25 protein-coding genes and 1 pseudogene are annotated in these 21521 nt (G+C 45.5%); 10 read left to right on the forward strand and 16 right to left on the reverse strand.

All coding sequences use genetic code 11. From position 1 onward, the window contains the following. Positions 1–1413, reverse strand: a complete 1413-nt coding sequence (locus MUG84_RS08760) for a CpaE/TadZ family protein (protein ID WP_244723818.1) — start codon at positions 1411–1413, stop codon at positions 1–3. Here MUG84_RS08760 and MUG84_RS08765 point away from each other — a divergent pair. From MUG84_RS08765 to MUG84_RS08790, 7 genes are all read left to right on the forward strand, one after another. Next, the gene (locus MUG84_RS08765; RefSeq protein WP_244723820.1) at positions 1400–1546 is read left to right on the forward strand and encodes a hypothetical protein; all 147 of its coding nucleotides are present in this window, start codon (positions 1400–1402) and stop codon (positions 1544–1546) included. The genes MUG84_RS08760 and MUG84_RS08765 overlap by 14 nt on opposite strands. After that, a complete protein-coding gene (locus tag MUG84_RS08770; protein WP_244723821.1) occupies positions 1543–1971 on the forward strand; it encodes a prepilin peptidase in 429 nt (142 codons plus the stop codon). Before MUG84_RS08765 ends, MUG84_RS08770 begins: the two co-directional genes overlap by 4 nt. Positions 1972–2461: 490 nt before the next feature. Further along, complete coding sequence (locus MUG84_RS08775; protein ID WP_244723822.1) at positions 2462–2803, forward strand: hypothetical protein; 342 nt, start codon at positions 2462–2464, stop codon at positions 2801–2803. 180 nt (positions 2804–2983) lie between these two features. Next, positions 2984–3586 carry a TetR/AcrR family transcriptional regulator gene (locus MUG84_RS08780; protein WP_244723823.1) on the forward strand — a complete coding sequence of 201 codons (603 nt, stop codon included), beginning with the start codon at positions 2984–2986 and terminating at the stop codon, positions 3584–3586. A 4-nt stretch (positions 3587–3590) separates the two neighbouring features. Continuing rightward, complete coding sequence (locus MUG84_RS08785; RefSeq protein WP_244723824.1) at positions 3591–4739, forward strand: FAD-dependent oxidoreductase; 1149 nt, start codon at positions 3591–3593, stop codon at positions 4737–4739. Positions 4740–5021: 282 nt separating this feature from the next. Continuing rightward, complete coding sequence (locus tag MUG84_RS27450) at positions 5022–5210, forward strand: alpha/beta fold hydrolase (RefSeq protein WP_342346102.1); 189 nt, start codon at positions 5022–5024, stop codon at positions 5208–5210. Then, positions 5203–5799 carry an alpha/beta fold hydrolase gene (locus MUG84_RS08790; RefSeq protein WP_342346103.1) on the forward strand — a complete coding sequence of 199 codons (597 nt, stop codon included), beginning with the start codon at positions 5203–5205 and terminating at the stop codon, positions 5797–5799. The genes MUG84_RS27450 and MUG84_RS08790 overlap by 8 nt, the downstream gene beginning before the upstream one ends. A 419-nt stretch (positions 5800–6218) precedes the next feature. On the opposite strand, the gene MUG84_RS08795 is transcribed toward MUG84_RS08790, so the two are convergent. Then, the gene (locus MUG84_RS08795) at positions 6219–6719 is read right to left on the reverse strand and encodes a dihydrofolate reductase family protein (protein ID WP_425313190.1); all 501 of its coding nucleotides are present in this window, start codon (positions 6717–6719) and stop codon (positions 6219–6221) included. An 85-nt stretch (positions 6720–6804) separates the two neighbouring features. Between MUG84_RS08795 and MUG84_RS27455 the strand changes: the two are divergent. After that, a pseudogene (locus MUG84_RS27455) lies at positions 6805–6897 on the forward strand (dihydrofolate reductase family protein); the annotation flags it as partial. 283 nt (positions 6898–7180) lie between these two features. Here the strand turns inward: MUG84_RS27455 and MUG84_RS08805 are convergent. The 5 genes from MUG84_RS08805 to MUG84_RS08825 form a co-directional block, all read right to left on the reverse strand. Next, positions 7181–8170: an ornithine cyclodeaminase family protein gene (locus MUG84_RS08805; protein WP_244723829.1), complete on the reverse strand. Its 990-nt coding sequence runs from the start codon at positions 8168–8170 to the stop codon at positions 7181–7183. Between the two features lie 23 nt (positions 8171–8193). Then, positions 8194–9102, reverse strand: a complete 909-nt coding sequence (locus MUG84_RS08810; RefSeq protein ID WP_244723832.1) for a sulfite exporter TauE/SafE family protein — start codon at positions 9100–9102, stop codon at positions 8194–8196. Between the two features lie 21 nt (positions 9103–9123). Next, entirely contained in the window at positions 9124–9924 is an 801-nt protein-coding gene (locus MUG84_RS08815; protein WP_244723834.1) for a TrmB family transcriptional regulator, read from the reverse strand. 361 nt (positions 9925–10285) lie between these two features. Continuing rightward, entirely contained in the window at positions 10286–10750 is a 465-nt protein-coding gene (locus tag MUG84_RS08820; RefSeq protein ID WP_244723835.1) for a GNAT family N-acetyltransferase, read from the reverse strand. Between the two features lie 68 nt (positions 10751–10818). After that, a complete protein-coding gene (locus MUG84_RS08825) occupies positions 10819–11265 on the reverse strand; it encodes an acetyltransferase (RefSeq protein WP_244723838.1) in 447 nt (148 codons plus the stop codon). A 227-nt stretch (positions 11266–11492) separates the two neighbouring features. Here MUG84_RS08825 and MUG84_RS27625 point away from each other — a divergent pair, with 227 nt between their 5' ends. Next, positions 11493–11741 (forward strand): pyroglutamyl-peptidase I family protein, encoded by a 249-nt coding sequence (locus tag MUG84_RS27625; protein ID WP_425313182.1) that lies wholly within the window; start codon positions 11493–11495, stop codon positions 11739–11741. 35 nt (positions 11742–11776) lie between these two features. Continuing rightward, positions 11777–12676 carry a hypothetical protein gene (locus tag MUG84_RS08830; protein ID WP_244724912.1) on the forward strand — a complete coding sequence of 300 codons (900 nt, stop codon included), beginning with the start codon at positions 11777–11779 and terminating at the stop codon, positions 12674–12676. 188 nt (positions 12677–12864) lie between these two features. Here MUG84_RS08830 and MUG84_RS08835 read toward each other — a convergent pair whose 3' ends face one another. The 9 genes from MUG84_RS08835 to MUG84_RS08875 all read right to left on the reverse strand — a co-directional run bounded on the left by MUG84_RS08835 (position 12865) and on the right by MUG84_RS08875 (position 21501). Further along, the gene (locus MUG84_RS08835) at positions 12865–15219 is read right to left on the reverse strand and encodes a M13 family metallopeptidase (RefSeq protein WP_244723854.1); all 2355 of its coding nucleotides are present in this window, start codon (positions 15217–15219) and stop codon (positions 12865–12867) included. Positions 15220–15309: 90 nt separating this feature from the next. Continuing rightward, complete coding sequence (locus MUG84_RS08840) at positions 15310–16599, reverse strand: ABC transporter permease (protein ID WP_244723857.1); 1290 nt, start codon at positions 16597–16599, stop codon at positions 15310–15312. Beyond that, positions 16592–17494: an ABC transporter ATP-binding protein gene (locus tag MUG84_RS08845; RefSeq protein WP_244723860.1), complete on the reverse strand. Its 903-nt coding sequence runs from the start codon at positions 17492–17494 to the stop codon at positions 16592–16594. Before MUG84_RS08845 ends, MUG84_RS08840 begins: the two co-directional genes overlap by 8 nt. 2 nt (positions 17495–17496) lie before the next feature. After that, positions 17497–18411, reverse strand: a complete 915-nt coding sequence (locus MUG84_RS08850) for an ATP-binding cassette domain-containing protein (RefSeq protein ID WP_244723878.1) — start codon at positions 18409–18411, stop codon at positions 17497–17499. Next, positions 18412–18822: a GntR family transcriptional regulator gene (locus tag MUG84_RS08855; protein ID WP_244723891.1), complete on the reverse strand. Its 411-nt coding sequence runs from the start codon at positions 18820–18822 to the stop codon at positions 18412–18414. Between the two features lie 90 nt (positions 18823–18912). Further along, positions 18913–19632 (reverse strand): hypothetical protein, encoded by a 720-nt coding sequence (locus tag MUG84_RS08860; RefSeq protein WP_244723894.1) that lies wholly within the window; start codon positions 19630–19632, stop codon positions 18913–18915. A 230-nt stretch (positions 19633–19862) separates the two neighbouring features. Then, a complete protein-coding gene (locus tag MUG84_RS08865; RefSeq protein ID WP_244723896.1) occupies positions 19863–20750 on the reverse strand; it encodes a DUF4850 domain-containing protein in 888 nt (295 codons plus the stop codon). Between the two features lie 102 nt (positions 20751–20852). Further along, positions 20853–21017, reverse strand: coding sequence for a hypothetical protein (locus tag MUG84_RS08870; RefSeq protein ID WP_244723898.1), 165 nt, complete (start codon positions 21015–21017; stop codon positions 20853–20855). Positions 21018–21036: 19 nt separating this feature from the next. Continuing rightward, positions 21037–21501, reverse strand: a complete 465-nt coding sequence (locus tag MUG84_RS08875; protein WP_244723900.1) for a DUF420 domain-containing protein — start codon at positions 21499–21501, stop codon at positions 21037–21039. Positions 21502–21521 lie beyond the last annotated feature (20 nt).

Here is a 21521-nt window from a genome sequence, read left to right on the forward strand (position 1 = left end):
TTACTTGGCTCCCTCCATCAGTCGCAGCAAGATGTCTCCATATGCCTTTTCGTAGGTTTTGTCGCTCTCTGACGCCGGGATGTCCGTCTCGATCTGCCGGTCGAAATCATGGCTGTACGGCACATGGCCCGCGGTCTTCATCGGATAGACCAGACTGTCGCTAAGGCCTGCCGACAGCACCTCGCCGACCCTCTCCGGAGCAAAGGTTTCCCCCTGAAGCCTGGATCTGTCGTTGTATTTCGTGACGATGATCTTCGACTTCGCATTCAGGTACAGAGCGTCTTCCCTGCTGAGCACGACTTCGATGTTGCGTACCGTGCTGATCACAGCATGCAGGTTGTTGGGCACGCACAAGCCGAACGTATCGATATGGATCATCGCCTCCCTGAACGTAAGGAGCAGATCCATGGGAAAATCGAGAATGATCAGATTAAAATTGTTCCGCAGTACCGATAGAAGCCCGACCAATTTGGCGCTGTTGAAGAATTGCTCCGTCAGCTTGCGGTCGTGAAACGAATAGCCCAGCGCCGCGAGCCACAGCTCATCCTTGATGTGGAATGCCGTCGTCATGTACTCTTGCGGCCTGGCCAGCGTCCGGACCAGCGCCGCGCCCATGTCTTCATCCTTCTTCGAAGCATCGTGGAACCGGTTGAAATACAGATTCGTCCCACGGTATTCCAGGTCGAGGTCGATCATGATCGCGCTGAGGCCGCGTTTGCCCGCCTCCCCAGCCAGATTCACAACCGTGCTCGTCAGACCGTTGCCCCGATGCCCGGTGATCGCTACCACCCTGCTGATGCCGCGTCCCAAGTGTCCGAATGCATTTGCCGCCGGCACCTGCGGGCCCGGTTCGTTTCTCGGCTTCGGCCGAAACCGGTCGAGGAACGACCGCTTCCTCCCTGTGTCCGGATCCGCGGGCGGATCCCGCTTCACCGTCTCGGGCCGGGCCGACGGCCTCGAACCGGCCGCATCCTTGAGCGCCGCAAACGCCTCCCGAAACATAAAGGCAGGCACGCGGGCATAGTCGCACACGATGACGGTGAAATTTCCTCCATTTCCGCCTCCGCCGAGCCGCGCCAATTCCGTCTCGAGGAGGAAATTCCTTGTCAGGAGCATGAGCGGGAACCTGTGCCCGCAGCGCTCGTCAAGCCATTTTCGAATGCGCAGGAGATCCTCCCGGTCCCGGGACGCTTGTCCGGACATCGCCCCGTCCGTAATCAGGACGCCATCGGCGGAGGGGTTCGTTTTCTGTAAATACAGCAGCGCCTCCGGCAGCGCGAGACCTTCCACATTCACAATATCGATTTCTCTCGGCAGAAATTCGGACGCCAGCGCGTACGTGGGGCCCGACACTAACACAACCTTCAAAGTCATCACCTTTGTAAGCAGCAGGTCCATCATGGAGCCGGCCATTGGCGGCACCGGTTTCTTGACGGTGCTGATCAAGTATGAGAAAATAGCGCCGGTCTGCGGTGGATCGGAAAATGCACGTCCCCCTCGGATTAGCACGGACAAGCTCACCACAGAAGGGAGTCCATCGTCATGACAATCGTCCCGGCAGCCGTCTTCGCCTTGCTTTTGCTGTTATGCAGTTATCACGACCTCAAAAGAAGAACCATCCCCAACGGATTCACGGCTTCCATCCTAGCCCTGGGCCTCTTAAACAGTGTGCTGGACCGGTCGATTCCGGAAGCAATCTCAGGCATTCTGCTGCCTGCTCTTCCTCTTATGCTGATCCGTTCCCGGACCCGCGGCATCGGAGCCGGGGACATTAAGCTCATTGCGGCCATCGGCTGCTGGATCGGCTGGCTTCCCAATCTCTATGTATTTCTCATCGCCTGTACGGCAGCTCTTCTTTTCGCTGTGGCTCGCAAGTTATGGTCCGGGACTCGGACTCACTCTTTGCCATTTGCGCCCTTTCTCTTCCTCGCGGTACTATCGTTGTATATAATTGGCTTCACACTCCTTTAAATTCTTTGGACGTCGATAACTCATTAAACAAAATTCGTCTATATTATAATCATCCAATTGTTAACTCTATGTTTAATTGAGGGAAAATCATCCTTTTTGCCCATATAATAGGGAATTTTATCATCTCCATTTATGGGCATAATTACCTCTTTACCACCTACTGGAAGGCACCTAGATAAACTGGATAAGTCGATTCGCGCAGGTCGCGAGGCTGACGAAAAAAAGCCCTATTACCTAAGAAGCAGGTAAAGGGCTTCACTATTACCGGTTTCCGTGGTTGCAAACCGCATAATACCGCATGAATGCTTCCAGATCGAAAGGAACTTCCTCCGCATCCCGGTCTTCATAATACCTGATATCGTGAAATTATATGCCGTTAAGCCTTGGCCCCCGATAACTTCGCATAGTTTATAATCAAGTACGCGCGACTCCTTTTAGTGCTCCATTTCCGTCAGAAACGGAACAGATCCTCGACGGTTGGAAGCAATATGTGAAGCATCATGCTGGAGTTAAACGCGCTGAGCTGCTCATTTCACTTGCAAAATCCAGTGTTGGAACCACCCAGGCACTCCACGCTTACAAGCTTCATCTTGGGCAATTGCTTGAAGAATATGACTTGGCGAAGCGCCAACTTGAACAGATTGAGCACGAGCTTTATCTTATTCTTGAACGTATTCCTTACGCACAAATGCTGCTTGAAATACGAGGCGTCAATACAACGAGTCTAGCTGGCGTACTTGGTGAGGCCGGTGATCTAAGTGGCTATTCGCATGGAAATCTGGAGGATCACTCCATCCCGTCATTTTTGGGGCATAATCAGCGAGCGTCTTAATAAAACGTGGCAGGCTGCTCTTCTTACTTATCCCGGCTCTACGGCTGTTCTTGCTCAGCGGCCAGACATGAGGACGTATTTTTGTTGACACCGAATGATCAAGCAGACTAATATAATGACTATAAGTCATTAAATGACTATTGGTCATATAATGATCATAGTTCAAAACGGGGTATGAACATGTTAAAAAAACAAAGAAAAGATGAATTGAAAGAACTGATTTTTTCAACTTCCCTGCAATTGTTCAAAGAAAAAGGCTTTGATGGGGTGACGGTTGAAGAGATTACACAAGCTTGCGGAATTGCCAAAGGAACTTTTTATAACTATTTTCCGAAAAAAGAAACGATCTTGTTCCATTTAGGAAATTACCAGATGGAGGTTGTCCATCAAGCGATCAGCCGGAACTCGAATATGACCAACATTAAAGAAAGTTTACTTGCCATTTTTAAAGATCTGTTCGTTTATCTTGAAGAAAATCGCGATTTGGTAAAAGTCTTTTTCTTTGAACTTATCCACTCGCAAATGTTCATGGAACAGGAAGGCAAACAAATCAAAGATTTTCAAACTGCCCTGTCACCGATCATGAAGGAAGGCATAATTAAAAATGAATTAAAGAGCCACATGAACCCGGAAAAGTTATCGTTCCTTATGATTTCAATATATTTTCAAACCGTTATTCAATGGCTCACATTCCCCGATCAAGATCAGGATTTAGTTTCGATGTTCTTTGATCAATTTGAGATGATTTGGGAAGGTATTGGAGTCAACAAGGAGGAGGAATAATCATATGGCAAATTTCACCGTAATAGGCGGAGGAATCGGCGGCCTGTGCACGGCATTTGCTTTGCAGCAAAGAGGGCATGACGTTACGCTGTATGAAAGCGCACCCTTGTATCAATCGCTGGGAGCAGGTCTCGGGGTCGGTGCAAACGCGCTTAAAGCTTTGGATAAGTTGGGATTAAAAGAACAGATTATGAAACACAGCAAAATTTTGCACAAAATGATTATTAAATCTGATCATGGAACCCCCATCACGGAGACGGATTCGCTTTTGGTTAGCAAACGTTTCGGTACGGACAATGTGACGATACACAGAGCAGCCCTTCACCTCGTCCTCCGGGATGCGTTAAAGCCCGGAACCATCGTCCTAAATAAGCGATGTGTGGATTTTGTGCAGGACCCGGATGGCGTCACGGTATCGTTTGAAGATGGAGAGACAATCCGCTCGGACGCCGTAGTGGCTGCTGATGGAATCAACTCCATTTTTCGCAGAAGATTAGTGCCAGATTCTTTGCCAAGATATGCCGGCTATACGTGCTGGCGAGCTGTTGTTCCTTCTTCTGGAATCGCGATCGACGATCTTATAGCAACGGAGACATGGGGTTCTTCGGGGCGGTTCGGTATCGTACCGCTTGCCGGTGGGCAAATCTATTGGTTTGCATGCGTGAAAGCGAAGGCACGTGATCCAAGAGCAGCACAGTACGGCGTAAAAGATTTACTTTCCATTTTTAAGGATTATCACAAGCCGATCCCACAGATCATCCAGGCTGCGCATGACGAATCGCTCATTCACAATGATATTTTGGATATTAAACCGATTCCACAATTCGCCTTTCAGCGAGTTGTTCTGCTCGGTGATGCGGCGCATGCAACCACACCTAATCTAGGACAAGGAGCTGGGCAAGCGATGGAGGATGCCTACGTCTTGGCGAGATGTTTGGATACTAACGGGGATATGGTCACAGCATTTAAAGATTATGAAAGTAATAGATTGGATCGTACAGGCCAAATTATTAAAATGTCTAAGCAAGTCGGTCAAATCGCTCAGCTTGAAAACAAATGGCTCATTCGTTTAAGAAACGCCGTGTTTAAACTGGTTCCCCCTTCGTTGAGCATGAAACGATTCGAATTTTTGTATGACATAGATTGGGATTAGATCGTATGTTTCTTCGGCTTTAAAGACCATTGAACCCGATAACTTTTACGTATTATGTTCGGTCAATGTGCGACGACGTCTCGCGTCATGTCGTCCTTGCTGCCGAAATAGTTGTAAATCGTTACTTGCGAAACCACCCGCAGCCTCCGCAATCGCCGCAATGCCGACATTGCGAAACCCGTTTTTAAAACGAATCATTTCAAAACTATTGCCTTACCTTTTTGTGTGGCTGGAAATATACTCTATTAAAGATATGAAATTTCTTATCGTAGAGGTGTGCATATGACTACGTTGAAATTAAATGGCGCCGACATTTATTACGAGGAGAAGGGAAGCGGGCCCGCGATCATTTTCACGCATGGCCATTCGATGTACCATAAACAATGGGCGCCGCAGATCGATTATTTCTCCGATTCATATCGGACGATTGTTATGGGATGTGCGGGGGCATGGATATTCCTCCTTGCCTGAGGGCGAGGTGGATCCGGAGCTATTCAGCAAAGATTTGGCCGCATTAATGGAGAAGCTACAGCTTCCGTCCGCTATTTTGTGCGGATTGTCGATGGGGGGGCATATTTCGTTGCAGACCGCCATCCGTTACCCGGAGCGTGTGCGGGCGCTCGTGCTAATCGGCACGCCGTTCACGAATACGTTCAATTGGTTCGAGAAGGCGACCGCTCCGTTCAGCCGTTTCTCTACGCGTCTCATTCCGCTGCGTACAACAGCCAAGCTGACAGCAACCACGCTCTCGAAGATCACTCCCTCTAATTACGGCTTTATCATGGAAGCGTTCGGACTGATGACGCACCACAATTTCGTGCGACATTGGGCGGGCAACCTGCGGATGGAAAGCAAAGGCGATCTGGAGAAGGTGAAATGCCCGACCCTTATCTTGCACGGTGACAGGGATAATATGGTCGGGCGACAACAGGCCGAGCTGGGGGCGCGAATTTCAGGCGCTATCATGCATACTATCACGAACGCGCATCATTTGACGAATCTGGACAATCCGGACGAAGTCAACCGTAGAATCGAGGAGTTTCTGAACGAGATTATTTAATAGCTGGTCTTCCGCATTTGATTACTAACGTCGATCCGAACTGCAACGATTGTGGGAATGGATCCGGATTAAACCCGTAACTTTAGAGTCTTACTCCCTTATTCTCACGAATTCGTATTTTTTCAAAATAGACTGCGATGCCGCCCTTGACAACCTAAGTTAGAAGAATACCCCAGTTCCTGCTTCGATTGTATTGAACCAACGTATCCGTTAGCGTAATGGATCATCCTGAAATCCGGCTGATTCCCCTTCCATGTTGCTGCCCATTTCTTCTCGAATCCGCTGCAACTTCGGTCCGGACCGAGGGCCGAATGGCCCGAAATGGGATCAGGGTCTGAATTCGACGATGACAGCCCCAAGGCCGTAAAGAAAGCAGCATCGGCAACCTCGTTCCAGGTGTGTAGACGTCCCAGTTCGATTTATGGATAAATAATGCTGTAGGTTGATTTTATGACCCCACTCTCATACCGTTTCATATCGATAAGCTCCAATTTCAAACGGGGTCTTGCGTCACCGAATAGCGGCACGCCTGAGCCAGCCAAGATCGGATTCACTTTCAACACCAATTGGTCAATGAGTTTTCGTTCGATAAGTGAACCCGCCAGTTGTCCTCCCCCACAAAGCCACAATGTCCCATCCGTTTCTTTTTTTAGGTTCTCGATATAATCTACTGCCTCTCCTCTAACCAGTTCTACTTCCGCGTTGGATTCAAACTGCATGGTGTTTGAGAAGATATAGTGCTTTATTCCTTTATAACCGGGTTCAGCCTTTTTTGCACCGAATTGAAATCCAAACTCGTAGGTTTTCCCGCCCATTAACACCGCTGCATATTGCTGAATGTCGGATAAAAAATCTGACACATGATCACCTTCAAAGAGGAAATAAGTACTATGCCGCAATCCCGTTTTATGGATGGTTATTCAGCTATTTGCTGCTATTACTGCTGTGTTAATCGTGGTGCTCGTCTTTTCTAAGAATCGAATTAATAACATAGGGGGGACTTTTATGGCTTCATTGGTTTATCACGTTGCAGTTTCAATTGATAATTTCATTGCGGACCAGGCTATGATAGATGGCAATCTTGACCCGCGCTCCTTTTTTGACAAAGTCCGTTTCTTAGGACTAACAGGAATGTTTAGCTGAATGGCTGTTGAAAGGCCATTAATGATTATTCGGATGATCAATTACGTGAACTCAGAGAAATTCTTTGGCCTGTGCTAGAGAGTGAAAATAAGTATGAAATGACTATTGGGCAGGTACCTACTTTTAAATTTGAACCGGGGTATATTGTAAGATTAGTTGAATAATTTAAAAAGAGGGGACAACTCATAAGTAATGAGTTGCTCCCTCTTTTTCATGATGCTGTCCCCATCGTTCTGCTTTAAAGTTCTACACTTTGCCCTACGTTAAGCGCAAGCGCCTTCTTATAAATCTGATGTGCAGTTACAACATCAAGTACAGCCGTTCCAACGGATTTGAAAAGAGTAATCTCTTGCTCGGTTTCTCTTCCTTTCACTTCACCTAGAATCACTTGTCCGAGATCACCTTCGAAGTCTTCCTCCGAAACGATGCCCTTTTGCATAGGAATAATGAAATCTCCCGCTTCTGCAAGGACGCCTTCTTTGGTATCGAAAATAACTTTATCTGCCTGCTGTACAATGGTTTCCGGTAACTCCTGCATCTCTGGTGTGTAGGCACCCACCCCATTGACATGGACACCTTTCTTCACGAGTGTGCCATCGAACACAGGTCTTCTTGACGTTGTTACTGTTGTGATGATATCTGCATCTTTAACCGCTTCATTGCCATCTTCAACAGCTATAATTCTCGTGTTAAAATGAGCAAATTCTTGCTGCATCTCCGCCGCAAATTGCTTAGCACGCTCAAAGTTAATATCGAACACTCTGACTTCCTCTAAGTCTCTTACATTTAACATGGCTTCTAGCTGCGTACCCGCTTGTCCTCCCGTACCGAATAACACGGCAATCTTCGCATCTTCCCTAGCAAGAATATCCGTCGCTGCACCTTGAACCGCACCAGTTCGTAGTTGGGTTAAATATGTACCGTCCATAATGGCGCACACTTCACCGGTTTTTCCATCCATCAAAATCATTTGGGCTGGCACAGAAGGTTTGCCAATCTCAATGTTCTTCGGGAAGACCGAAACGATTTTAATACCCGTGGCGTCAAGCTCTTCGACATAGGCTGGCATAAATAAGCTTTGTCCTTGCTCTTTCGGGATATCTATGTTTACTCGTAGTGGCACGACACTTTTTCCCTGTGCATACATACGTAGCGCTTCTTTATCGGCATGAATGGCATCTTTCATCGTAAACACTTTTTTAATATCTGCTTTTGTTAGTACTAACATGATGATCCACCTCGTTCATTAGTTTATGCTGCTGTTGGATGTTGGTCGCCGTTTTTCTCTGCTTTAGCTGCTTTGATTTCATTGATTAACATGCTCACACCACTGTAAAGAAGGATGGCTGCAACAACCCATTGAAGCATCGATACATCTAATCCTTTTACTAAATACACACCAACTAGAACACCAATCACACCAAAGGTAGATGTAAATAATGTAATTTTTCTGCTGTATTGTCCGTACTTAATAAATTCCATACTGCCGATTGGAACCGAGAATGTGCAAGCACCCATCATAATCGGGAAAGCAACCGCTGGGTTCATACCCAGTGCGTAAATCGTAACCATGGTTAATGCGTAAGAACCAATCCCAATATTATTTAGGGCACCGAATACGAATAAACAAACAGCTGCAATGACAAGTTTGCCGCCACTGAGTCCCGTTGCTGTACCACCCGAAGGGATCCAGTTAAATTTACCTGCCAGAATGAAAAATGTCGCAATAATAAGTCCCACACTAATAAATCTTCGAATCGCTTTAGCCGAAAGTTTTACAACAAATCGAGGTCCAATATACGCACCGATGATTTGAGCAATGATACATACAGCTAATGTTAAAATATCAACTTTAATAACGGAGATAAAAGCCAAGGCAGTTACTGCCACAGGTATCACACATTGTGTATTCAATGTACCTGGCAGCATTTTATCCGACACTAACTTCTTCTTACGATAAAGAATGGTCGACACGGCGAAATCCGAAACCCCGAACGACGAGAAGAAGAATATGATCGGCGAAGAAATAGCCAGAAATAAGTTGTTACCCTTTTCTTTTTTCAATTCATCCTTGTTCTTCATGACATCCATCACAAATCTTACTGCAAAAATACCATTTACAATTACGATTAGGGCTAGTATCAGTGTGGTTACTGTCATAAGCTCAACCTTCTCTTCTATTTATTTAAAAATACTTCGAATCCCCTTCAACTCAACGCCAAATTTATGTTTCGCATCTTCCCCTAAAGCATCAATAAGCTTTAAGCAATACGCATCATGACTTATATTTTCTTTAGCCAAGAAAACCATAGGTGTACTTTGTGTCCAAATGACCTCGGCATTCTTTTCATTCTGGATATGACCAAAGGTAACTTCCTTGGAATCGACAACGATGTTAATCCATCTGCCACCACTTTCCCTCAGCTTATCTTCTTCGAATCCATGCTTATAATAATGTTGCAGATCAACATCGTAGTCGTGATTGCTGCTGTAGAGAATGATAACGACTTGATCGAGCCTAGCTTCCACATCCTTTAATTCCTCGATGATCTGTTCAATATCATCCTTCCAAACCTGCACGTACACTTCGCTCTTCGCTTCTTTTAATACATGCCTACATTTGTTGAAAATATTTTTGTACCCCTTGATATACCAAAGCTTCTCAAGATCCATGGTTTGACTGTAGCTTGAAAGTTCCTTTTCCACTGCTGAAAGGCGATCTTCCACATTGCACTTGATATTCGCTACAAACTCATCAATCTGTACCGCGCTGTAGTGAACTGGATTTGTCTGCTTCGAGACAACAATACAGCCCTTTTCCATCAGCATTTCAAGAACGTTATACACCTTCGAGCGTGGAACTGTGGAGTTTTTACTAATTTCATATCCAGTGCCTGGACCATCTTGTAATAAAGAAATGTACACCTTGGATTCGGATTCTGTGAAATGAAAACTCTTTAATAATTGAATAATAGGTGCCATTTCTTCTCACCCCCTCGTGGAAAATAACTCGCTTTCTCTTTATAGGTTTGTGATTAATTTCACGTTGTGATTGATTCTTATGCCTCGGTAGCTACCCTCGGTAACTATTATACAACAAATGATTATATTTGTGCTTATTTTCACAAAGTATTCAACTCATTTCATACATTTCTGTACGGCAAAAAAAGAAAAACCCACTCAAACCAAGCTGTGACGCCTGATTTGAATAGGTTATGGGGTGTGGATATAGAAATAATTTATTTTTTCACGAGCCTTTTTTTGTGATAATTCTCACTGCATCAGAAAATACCCTTTCGTCCACGCCGTCATAATCGGAAATATGGAGCGTTTGGGTTGATCGTCATCTGTTTTGATCCTCATAGTCGAACTTTTTTATAAAATTCTTTTGGTCCTTTGTAAATTTATACCCACGTCTTTCGTATAATCTGTGAGCTTGAATCCGGCTTGGGTGGGATAACAATTTAATCCCAGAAAATCCATTATCCTTTCCCCACTGTTCAAGACGCTCAATCAACATACTACCTATACCTTGATTTCGATACTTTTGTTTCACAACAAACCCTAGAACGTTTACCAAGGGGTCAGAAAAAAGTAATTCGTATGGGCTACCATGAATATAACCAATTACCTCGTTGTTTTGTTCACAAACAAAGATCATATCCTTTGTTTTGTTTTTAATAATTTCTATCTTCTCTTTTACTTTTTCTTCCGTAAATATAGATAGATTCGGGTTAAAGTCTTGGTTCAACAAATAAATATCATGATAATCAGCTATCTTAATTTCCCTTAACTGTCTTTCCTCCATTAGGAAACCTCATTTCGTTAAATTATCACGAATACAAATGGCTTATTGGAACTAATCTGCCGGTTAGTTTAACTTATTAACTCTAAGTGAAGTAGGGGGAATGGCTGACCTGAGTTGTCTAGTTCTGATCGTCCAACCTGAACAAATCCAAGCCTTTTGTAAAATGCGTACGCTCCATCATTTTGCTCATTAACATCAACTTGAAGATTTTCCCCCTTTATTTTTACAGCATGATTGATTAATCTGCTCCCTATACCCTTTCCGTGGTATTTGGGGTCTACGAACAGCATCTCTATCTTGGTTCCGTCAAGCCCGATAAATCCTGTAGGTTCTGCATTCTCATTAACTCCCACCCAAATCTCTACTTCTTTTAGTGATCCATTTTTAACCATATCATGATAAAACTGAATATCCTTTTCCGTCAGAAATGTATGGGTATGAACTACAGCCTTATACCAAATATCCACTAATCTATCATGATCTTTTTCTTGATAAGCTACAATTCCGTACGACATTATTCATCCTCCATTAGTTCAGATATCAGAGAAGCTGATGTGATTTCCTCATACTTACAATTATAAATTATTCCATGTTTAATTCGTGAGAATTTCCGCTAAAGCGTTCCTGGATATTTACTCACTGATATACATTGTTAACTGGTCCCTTCATTCATATCAAGTTAAAGGTCATCATGTGCGTTAATGAACGTCTATTACTCGTTTCCTTAAAAAATGACTTTGATATGCGGTGGAGAGCCTCCATCTCCTATTCGGCAGGAACATTTATTTGCAATAATACGATGTATGCTCTTCTAGATTATATCCATATCAATCGGTTGCCGATGGTTTTCATAGGCGAATTTTTGCGAAAAGCAGGGTTAGGAAATTGTTCCCACGCATTTGGTCGAGGGGGCATATCGACCAAAGTCCAGGATAAAGTCCGGTCCCCGGATGGAGGTTGTAAATCCGGCTTCCCAATAAAATACAGTTAAATTCAAATTATTGGAGGGGGAGATGGTTTGTGAAAATGGTTAGGAATGAAGGAACAAGCGCGGAGATTCGCTTATTTGAGGGAGAAAAATGGCTTGTACTTACATCCATTCTTGGTTTTTTGCTATCGGCATTTTGTGGGCTTTGGGTTGTCGTGTTTGGGAAAGACGTGGCTCCAAGCGGCAACATTTTAAATGCATTTTCTTTTAACGCCGCGATTGGCATCTTTTTGCTATCCACTGCGGCCATTCTACCATATTCGGGACTGGGTAGGAAAAGCAAAGCTTTCATCCGCTATCCTTATATCGCTCTCACGCTGTACGCCTATGCGGCTGAAACCGTGCAAAATTTTCGGGGTGTGAATCCAAGGTTTGTCAGGGGAGGTTCTCCCTTCGACGTGGCGGTCGGCAGTATTTTCGCTTTCGTAGCTCTACTACTCATTCTCTTTTATCTGGTTCCGGCCATCGCATATTTCCGTTCCAAGGTTTACCGGATTCATCCAGAGCTTGTTACGGGGATTCGCTATGCGATGCTTGCCGTCATACTGTCGTTTGCCGCGGGAATATGGATTTCGACGAATCAGGGCCGGGTGGTAGGCCTTCACGGGAACATCATTTGGCTGCACGGCCTGGGATTTCATGCGCTTCAAGCCGTCCCGCTCGTCGCCTGGCTGGCGGTGCATTCCTCCCTTTCGAGGGCTTCCCGGATCCGGATGATTCATTTGACCGGTATAAGTTACATCCTGGGCTTGCTCGCAATCGGATGGCAGACGGTACTGGGCCACGCTATTCTAGAATGGTCGCTCCTGCCGGTAGCAGCCGGCATCTGCTTCCTAATCTCGCTTTGCGCAGGTATTTTCGTGCTTCGCAATACGGAGGCGAACCGGATATTCAAGCACACGGCAACACCAGCCTCCCGGCGGACCGGCTCTATGTAACCTCCAAAATCGGCCTTTTTATCCGGAAATGGAGTCGGGGTTCGGATGCTTAGCTTGGTTCGAGCCTCTCGTCAATTTTAAATAAAGAATACAGTCGGTTATAAAAAACCTTGATCCATCAACATTTCTGATAGATCAAGGTTTTCATTCTTTTCTCAATATTAGTGGTTAAATGAATTCTACCAGAATTACCAGATTCCTACACGATTCTCTGGAGCAACATACATCGCATCTTCTGGAGTAATTCCATATGCTTTATAGAATTCCGGAAAGTTTGCTACAGTGCGATTCACACGAACTTTATTCGCAGAATGAGTGTCAATCGTTGTCAAATAAGAAGACATTTCTTTACTCATCGTTTGGCGCCAGATCGTTGCATAACCTTCGAAGTAAGCTTTATAGTCTGGGTTAGGTAATTGAGAAACAACTTGTAAGGAAGCTGCCATACCACCAAGATCAGCAATATTCTCAGATATTGTGAGCTGGCCATTATTATATGCACCTGGCACTACTTCGAGCCCATCATAAAATGCGATGACCTCATTACATTTTTGCTCGAACTTCTTATAATCTGCAGCTGTCCACCAATCGACTGCATTACCATTCTCATCATAAGATGAACCTAGATTGTCAAATGCATGACTAATCTCGTGTGCAATAACCATTCCAATAGCACCTAAGTTCGTTTCCTTCTTCGCATTGATGTCATAGAATGGAGCTTGCAAAATACCTGCCGGGAAAGTAATTTCATTATTTAGTGGATTGTAGAAAGCATTGACGGTATAGGCACTTATCCCCCACTTGCTCTTATCTACTGGTTTGCCTAATGACTTGTATGCTTCATCAGCAAAGGCCTTCGTAATAGCAATCGTATTATCGAATAAAGAACCACCATTTGCATAGGATTTGATTTGCACTTGATCAAGCGTTGTATCCCACTTATCAGGGTATCCAATTTTGATCGACATTTTCTCAAGCTTCTTGATTGCCTTTGCCTTTGTCGGCTCAGACATCCAGTCCAATGCTTGAATTCGTTTCTCGTAAGTATCAATAAATTGATGAACCATATTTTCTACATCTTGCTTAGCTTCTTTGGAGAAGTATTTTTCAACGAATATTTGTTCCAAATAGCTGCTCATCGCACCTTGAGTCACAGCAAGAGCCAATTGCGCATCTGACTTGGAGCCTTCGATACCATACACTTGAGCTGCAAATTGATCTCCTGCTTGGCGGAATCCATCAGATAACAATGCCCCTGCATTTCTCAATAGATCTGCTTTCATATATGACTTCAACGTATTTAAGTTAGAATCTTTAAGAACCTCAGCTGTCTTCTTTGTAAGACCAACATCCATAACAATTACTTTATTGGTGTGATCAAGTTTAAACTCTTTCATGTATTTCCCCATGTCTACATTAGGGAATAATTCCAAAAATTCATTTACAGAATAAGGATTGTAAAAGTTTTTTACATTGTTCTGTCCCTGGATATCTAGAGTTGCCTTCGCAAGCTCTGATTCGAATGCATATACGGCTTCTGCTTGCTGCTTAGCAGACTGTTCATCAGCGCCGGACAATTTAAACAGGGTAGTCAAATACGTGGTATATGCTTGCTTTGTTTTCTCATCCCCTGATGTATAACTGTTTTTGTCCAGGCCTGTTCCGAGTCCAGAGTAATACAAAGCATTAACAGAACTATCCTTCGCGTCACCCATGATACCAAAAGATACTAACGATCCCATATGTGTTGCTTTATCGATCTCAAGGTTAGCATCGAACAATTCCGCCACCGTTGATGCCTTTTCAATCGAATCTAAATAAGGCTTGATGGGCTTTATTCCTTGCTTGTTACGTTCCGCCATATTAAGAGCAGACAGATAATAATCGGCAATTTTTTGCTCTTTAGAACCGGCAGGATTCTGCTGTTTCACAAGTTCATCCACAATCTGCTTTATACGTGCTTCGTTTGAAGTCATCAATTCATTGAATGCGCCGTTGCCCATCTCTCCTGCAGGGATCGTAGAACTGTTCAGCCATTTCTTATTAACAAATTCGTAAAAGTCATCACGTGGATTCGTACCTTCAAGGGCAAAAATTCTTTTCGTAATCGTCTGCAATTGTTCTGCCGTTATATAATCTTTTACACCGAGTGTACCATCCGGATAGCCGCCAATCACACCTGCGTCTGTTAATGATACGAGTTCCTGCTTCGCCCATGCAGGTACATCTGTGAAGTTTGCACCTGCATTTCCTACACGCAGATCATTGCCTTGTGGCTTAGGTAGATCAGAGAAAGCACGACTAATCATAATCAATGCTTCGATTCTTGATACATTCTGATTCTCATTAATAACGCCCTTACCATAACCCTTCAGTATATCTTCACGCTTCACATTCGGATTATAGTCATCTACTACATCAAGTAGATAGTCTACTACCTCACCTCTTGTTACGTAAGGTGCTGCTTCCTTCGCCATAACCGAGATCGGCATTAACGAAAGGCATAGCAAAGTAGATAATAGTACTGCAATCATCTTTTTCATTTAAATACAGCCTCTCCTTCAAATAAAAAATCTATGATTTAGCAAGTAAATAAGTAGAAGAGATTCGGATTTTATTATGAGAAAAATATGCTAAATCTTATACGCCTTCATCGCTTTACGAAGCTCTTTGAATGATGGACGCTTGCCGTACATCAGAACACCGGTACGGTAGATCTTCGCGGACAGCCAGCCGCATACCAGAATGGCCACGATCAGAAGCGCCAGTGAGATGAGGATCTGCCATACTGGGATTTCGCCCATTCCGATCCGCACCAGCATAGAAGTCGGCGCTGTGAACGGGATAAAGCTCGTGATCTTGATCAGCATGCTTTCCGGCGTGTTGATGCTGAAAATACCGATGTAGAATGTCACAAGTCCGAGCATCGTAACGGGCATCACCGCTTGACCCAGCTCTTCGGTACGGCTGACCATGGAACCTACAGCAGCATAGAGCACCGCGAACAGGAAGTACCCAAAGATGTAGAACAGCAGTCCGTATACCATCACTGCGATATTGATATCCGATGGACTGAGATGGAAATCCTTCAACATCTCCACATTGTTCGGCAGCATCAGGTTAGCACCAATAACGACGCCGAAGGCAGCGATTTGGGTGATACCCACCAGGAAGATCCCGATGATTTTACCGAACATTTGGCTCAGCGGCGATACGCTAGTAATGAGAATTTCCATAATGCGCGAGCTTTTCTCTGCTGTTATCTCAGCCGCGATCATATTGCCTGTCATCATATTGGAGGTGAAGAATAGAATCATCAAGAAGTACACGATCACGTAATTCATGACTTTCTGGTTGTTGGCTTTCTCCTTGTCTCCACCCGCACTTGCTTTGGCATGATCGGAGATATCAAGCGAGCTGAACGATACCGGCTTATTCAGTGCGGCAATTTGCTCTGCCGTCAGAGAATCCTTCGTAATCATCGTGGTTTTGATATTTTGCAATGCACCCTGCAGGTAGGCGTTCAGCCCTTGACTGATATCCCCTTTACCCGCGTAGACCACTTTCGGAAAAGATTTGTCAGCCGGATCTTCCTCAAATTTCAGGTATCCTTCCAGCTTGCCGTCCTTTACGTCTTGCTTGAGCTGATCTTCATTGCTACCCTTCACAAAAGCAAAATCCTTCGCGCCAGAAGCCGCCGCATACTTCTCCAGCTCCGCCGCCGTTTCCTGCTGGCTTCCATACAGGAGACCGATTTGCTGCGCCTTCCCGTCATCCCCGCTGCTGAACTGCTTGATGATGTAAGGAAGATTCATGCCGATCGTAATCAGGATGGCCAGCACTAATGTCGTGACCAGAAAAGATTTTGTTTTAACTTTATTCTTAAAAGTAAATCCGATAATGGTTCCCAAACGATTATTCATGTGATTCACCCACCTCTTGAATGAAGATTTGGTTCAGCGTTGGCTCTTTGATTTCAAAGCGCTCGACCGTCGTTTCGGCCATAGCATGCTGTAGGATCAGCTGAGCTGTATCCGGTGTGCCGATATGGATATGATATCCGCGATCCACGCGCTCCACCGATTTGACTCCCGGAATGGACTCCAGGCGGTTCACTTGACCCTCCGTGTACAAAATCACTTCTTCGCGCGGATAGCGGCTCTTGATCTCTTTGATTTCCCCCTGCACTACCGTATTAGATCGGTCTAGGATCGTAATGCGGCGGCACAGCTCCTCGACATGCTCCATGCGGTGGGTAGAGAACAAAATGCTCGTTCCATTATCCCGCAGCTCTTTGACCGTAGCCTTTAGCAGCTCCACATTGACCGGATCCAAGCCGCTGAAGGCTTCATCCAAAATCAAAATTTGTGGTTTGTGCACGATAGCGGCGATAAAGCCCATCTTCTGCTGGTTACCCTTGGACAGTTCTTCGATCCGCTTATCGTAATATTCCGGTACTTCGAACCGGTCGAGCCAGTAACGCAGACTTTTGTCCGCATCCTGTTTGGACATGCCGCGAAGGCGAGCCAGATAAACGATCTGTTCACTGATCTTCACCTTCGGATACAGCCCCCGTTCTTCAGGCAGATACCCCATGATCCGCGTCAGCTCGTTGTTGTAAGGCTTTCCATGGTAGCGGATGTCGCCTCCATCCGGGTAAATCAGTCCCAGCACCATCCGCATCGTCGTCGTTTTTCCGGCGCCGTTCGCACCCAAAAGTCCGTAAATTTCCCCCTGCTCCACTTGCAGTGAAATGTTGTTTACCGCTGTCTTTTCCCCATACTGCTTAAATACATGATCCAATTGCAACGATACCATGTTTAATCCCCTTTCCCTGACTGCATTCCTGCAGGCAGATGGCCTTTTAACCATAGGCTTAATATTTCATCAAGCTCGAGCGTCCTGGTCTTCAAAACCGGTATTCCCGAGTCATGTAAAATCTGTTCCGTGTGTAGACAATCGGTTGTTATCATCCGTACGACCCCTTGAATCTCCTGCTGTACCTGGATGATGCCCGGCAAATCCTCGGCGAGATCGGTGCCGCCGCTGACCCAAATTTCCTTCCAGTTATCCATCAGGCTGTCTTTCTCCGCTATGCCGTGCAATTTACCGTGATGCAAGAGAAGGACGTAATCCGCCAGTCTTTTGACTTCATCGACGATATGGGTGGAGAGCAGTATCGTAGCCTCTCCTGATTCCATATAACTTCGCAGTTCATCGATCATCAGCTTCCAAGCGAAAGGATCCAGCCCTGAAGAGGGCTCATCTAGCAGCAGCAGCTTCGGTCTGGGTGCGAGTGCAGCGGATATCTCGTATTTGCGCCGCTCTCCCTTGGACATTTTCTTCAGCTTGATGTTCCGCGGAACCTTGAATTTCCCGAGCAGTTCTTCAAAATACATCTGATCCCACTCCGGATACCACTGTGCCCGGAACTCTGCAGCTTCCTCCGCGGTCAGATTATCCTCTTCACTGCAGGACTTCTCCGACACGAAGCCGATTTGGCAGCGGACATTGTGCGGAATTTCCTGCGGATAGTTTTTGCCGAACCAGGAAATGCTGCCCCGATCGGGAAATACAATCTTCAGCATCATATGGATGAGAGTACTCTTACCAGAGCCGTTTTCTCCGATCAGTCCGATGACATAGCCCTTGGGCAACTTCAAATCAATGGGACCGATCATCTTATGCCGCATCTTTTTCTCAATACCGTTCATTTCTATGGCGACTTGCTCCACTTATGCCTCACCTTCTCCCTTCTCCGAATGATATTTGCTGTGCAATATTTTTAAAAAGAGCTGCTTAAGCTCTTCCTCCTCACATTTGACGGATATGCCGACATCGACTGCTGAGCTCAGCGCCTCTTCCACCGCTTCCCGTTTGAATATTTCACGCTGTGAATCTCCGACCTTCGCGACAAATGTTCCAGTCCCCTGCTTCGTCCGCAGCAGTCCCTCGTTCTCGAGATCCTGATAGACCCTGCGAACGGTAATGACGCTGCAGTTTAATCCTCCGGCAAATTCTCTGATCGATGGCAATAGGATCCCCTCCTTGATTTGTCCACTGATGATCAGCGATCTTAATTGGGATTCGATCTGATGGTAAAGAGGTTCAGCGCTATTTTCATTCAGTTGTATTGGGATCCACACCTTTCGCACCTCACCTTTGCTTCTCGAACAGATTACCGCTTAAGCTGCGGCGGTTCTGTAAACGGGGAGCCCTTATTGTTATCTAAGTGGTTACACCAGATCTCTGCTTCTGAGCTTGCGTAATGTTATTTTTGAAAAGATCGCTAGGCTTACAGCGGCCGCTACCAACGCCGTCCACATGATCGGAGACAGCAGACTCCAGCGGGTTGCGAGCTCGATCGTGTAAAGCAGCAGATTACCTCCGCATATTTTGATGCCTGCTGCCGCAACCACCGCCGCTGCAAACAGACTCAAGGTGGATCTGAGGTACGCTTTGCCATGATTGGAAAATTCAAAATACATATATGGTCCTGACATCATCATGCCGTATCCGATCCATGTGAGCGCCAAGGCCAGATATCCTGATAATGACATTTCATTTCGCATTGGCTCTGCAATCCAGTACATCAGTCCGAAAAAAACAATTCCGTTGACCATAAAACCCAGGAAAATCTGCATCAGCCGGTAAGCGATCACAACATGATCTGAAATCGGCAGTGCCCTGAAGTAGGCTAGCATCCGTGTATAGGAATCCTCGCTTAAATATTTGAATGACCTTCTGCAGAAATAAAAGCCAAGCATGGGAATCAGCAGCAGAAATAAACCATCAATGACCGGACTCGCATAGCTTCTGTCTTCCAATTGCCCTTTAACCGCCATTCCAAGCGTAAAAGCCATATAAGCGGCATATACAAAGGTCCAAACAAAATATTTCTTCTCGCCCTTCAAGTCCTTCAGGATCATGGACCAGGCCCTCTTAGTGTTGCTCAAACGGATCTCCCCCGCTCAATCTTGGTTATGTATTCAGGTGTGTATACACCTCGTCGGTGTGCTTACTGTGTATATCTTTATACACAGTATATAGTGTGTCTATGGAAGACACAATAGGATTTAGCAAAATATTTTGGAAAATTTTATGATGACCCTCCTCGAAGCAAAAAAATGGCCCAGAACCCCTAAACGGGCTCTGAACCTTATCTACCAACGATCAGGCATGATGATCAATACGCAAAAATCGTCGGATATCGGGTATAAAAATCAATCATGGTTTGTGCGACTTGCTCCTGTTCCTTAGGCACTTCAATCTCCAGCATCGTAAAAGAAGCGTTATCCTGCTCTATATCCTGATAAGCCGCCCCGTAAGTTTCATACGTTTCCGAATCCTTTTGCAGCTTATACAGGGCCATGTGCTCATTCAGCAGCGTTCTACTCTTGAACACAGGCGTATCTCCGGCAAATCCCCGCTCTTCCGTCCACTGCTTTTTTTCCGGAAACAGTCTACCGATCTCGCCAATCGCACAGCCCATACAAGCACCAACATCTAGATAGGTCATATGTATGCCTTGATTCGCAGGATCCTGCATTTCAATTTTAACCGAGCCATCCATACCTGTATCCGCTTGGGTAACCTCCCAATGACGCGGAGCCAGCATGAGATACCCATAATTGCTGCTCTCATTCAAAAAGTATGCTCCCCATCGTGTAATATCCGATTCAGGAAGGAAAGTATCTTGAAGTACCGGCAGTTCCTTATGTGGAAGATTGGATGGAATATACTCGCTGTAAAATTTACCGGATATACAGTATAGCGGAAGCTGTCTGATCCCTTCCTGGGATGACTGCTCCAGCTTGAGCACACCGCACTGTACTGCAGACTGCTTGCTAACACTCTCGGGATCATCTACATTTAAGCCTTGCTCTGAATCAGACGGCTTTCCGGCTCTAGGTGGCGCTTCGGTCTGATTTTGCTGGCCTGCTTCATGTTGCTGATCTGCCGACATTTTTGCGGAAAGCGAGGTTGCAAACAGCAATGCCACGATAGCTACAACAGCCAAGACATACCGTCTGCTCTTCTGCCTCCCCTGTTTCCAAAAGCCGATACGTTTCATGTGGACCCCGGACCCTTCCAGCGATTTTGGTGTTCACCCTTATAATGTTAAGACGTAATTAGAAGCCACAAAGTTACCATTTATTTTTTGGCATCCCTTCATTTATACCCACATTTTAGGTCCAAGAACACGGAAATCGAGCAAAATGCTGTCTTTGCAATCCACTCCCTCTAAAATTGATTCGGCAGTCGCATGAACATCCGCCCAGATACTATTATGAATCATCGCATATAAAAAGACCTTTTCACTATGCCCAGTTGCAGACATCTGAAAAGGTCTCTTATGCTTAAGCGCCCATTATAACTTCCCATACCGGGGCAGTATGTCCACCAGGATAGAGAACATACAGCAGAACATAAACGGCTACGCCGGTAATCGCCGTCACAAACCAGATCGTGGCCGTGACTCTTCCCCATTTGCGGTGCTTTGAGAATTTCTCCTTGAAGGCCAGCACCAACGTGGTAATCCCGAATACGGCAGCTACGGTAGCCAGCGTAATGTGGAAGATCAGGAAGGTTTGATAATACACTTTAAGCTCGTCCGATCCGCCCCAGGACGTGTTTCCAACAAAGGCCGTTCTGGACACGTAGATAATGAAGAACAGCAGTGCCGCAATGGCGCCGCTAATCATTACTTTTTTATGGGCGTCACGCTTCCCTTGAATAATGAGCACCCAGCCAATTGCCACCAAAATCGCGCTGATGACAATAAACGATGTGCTGATGGTCGGCAACAGCATGTATAAATCCATGAAAATCCTCCTTACCTTAG

Origin of the sequence: Paenibacillus mangrovi (assembly GCF_022898935.1) — a bacterium.
Classification (GTDB): Bacteria; Bacillota; Bacilli; order Paenibacillales; family Paenibacillaceae; genus Paenibacillus_AQ; species Paenibacillus_AQ mangrovi.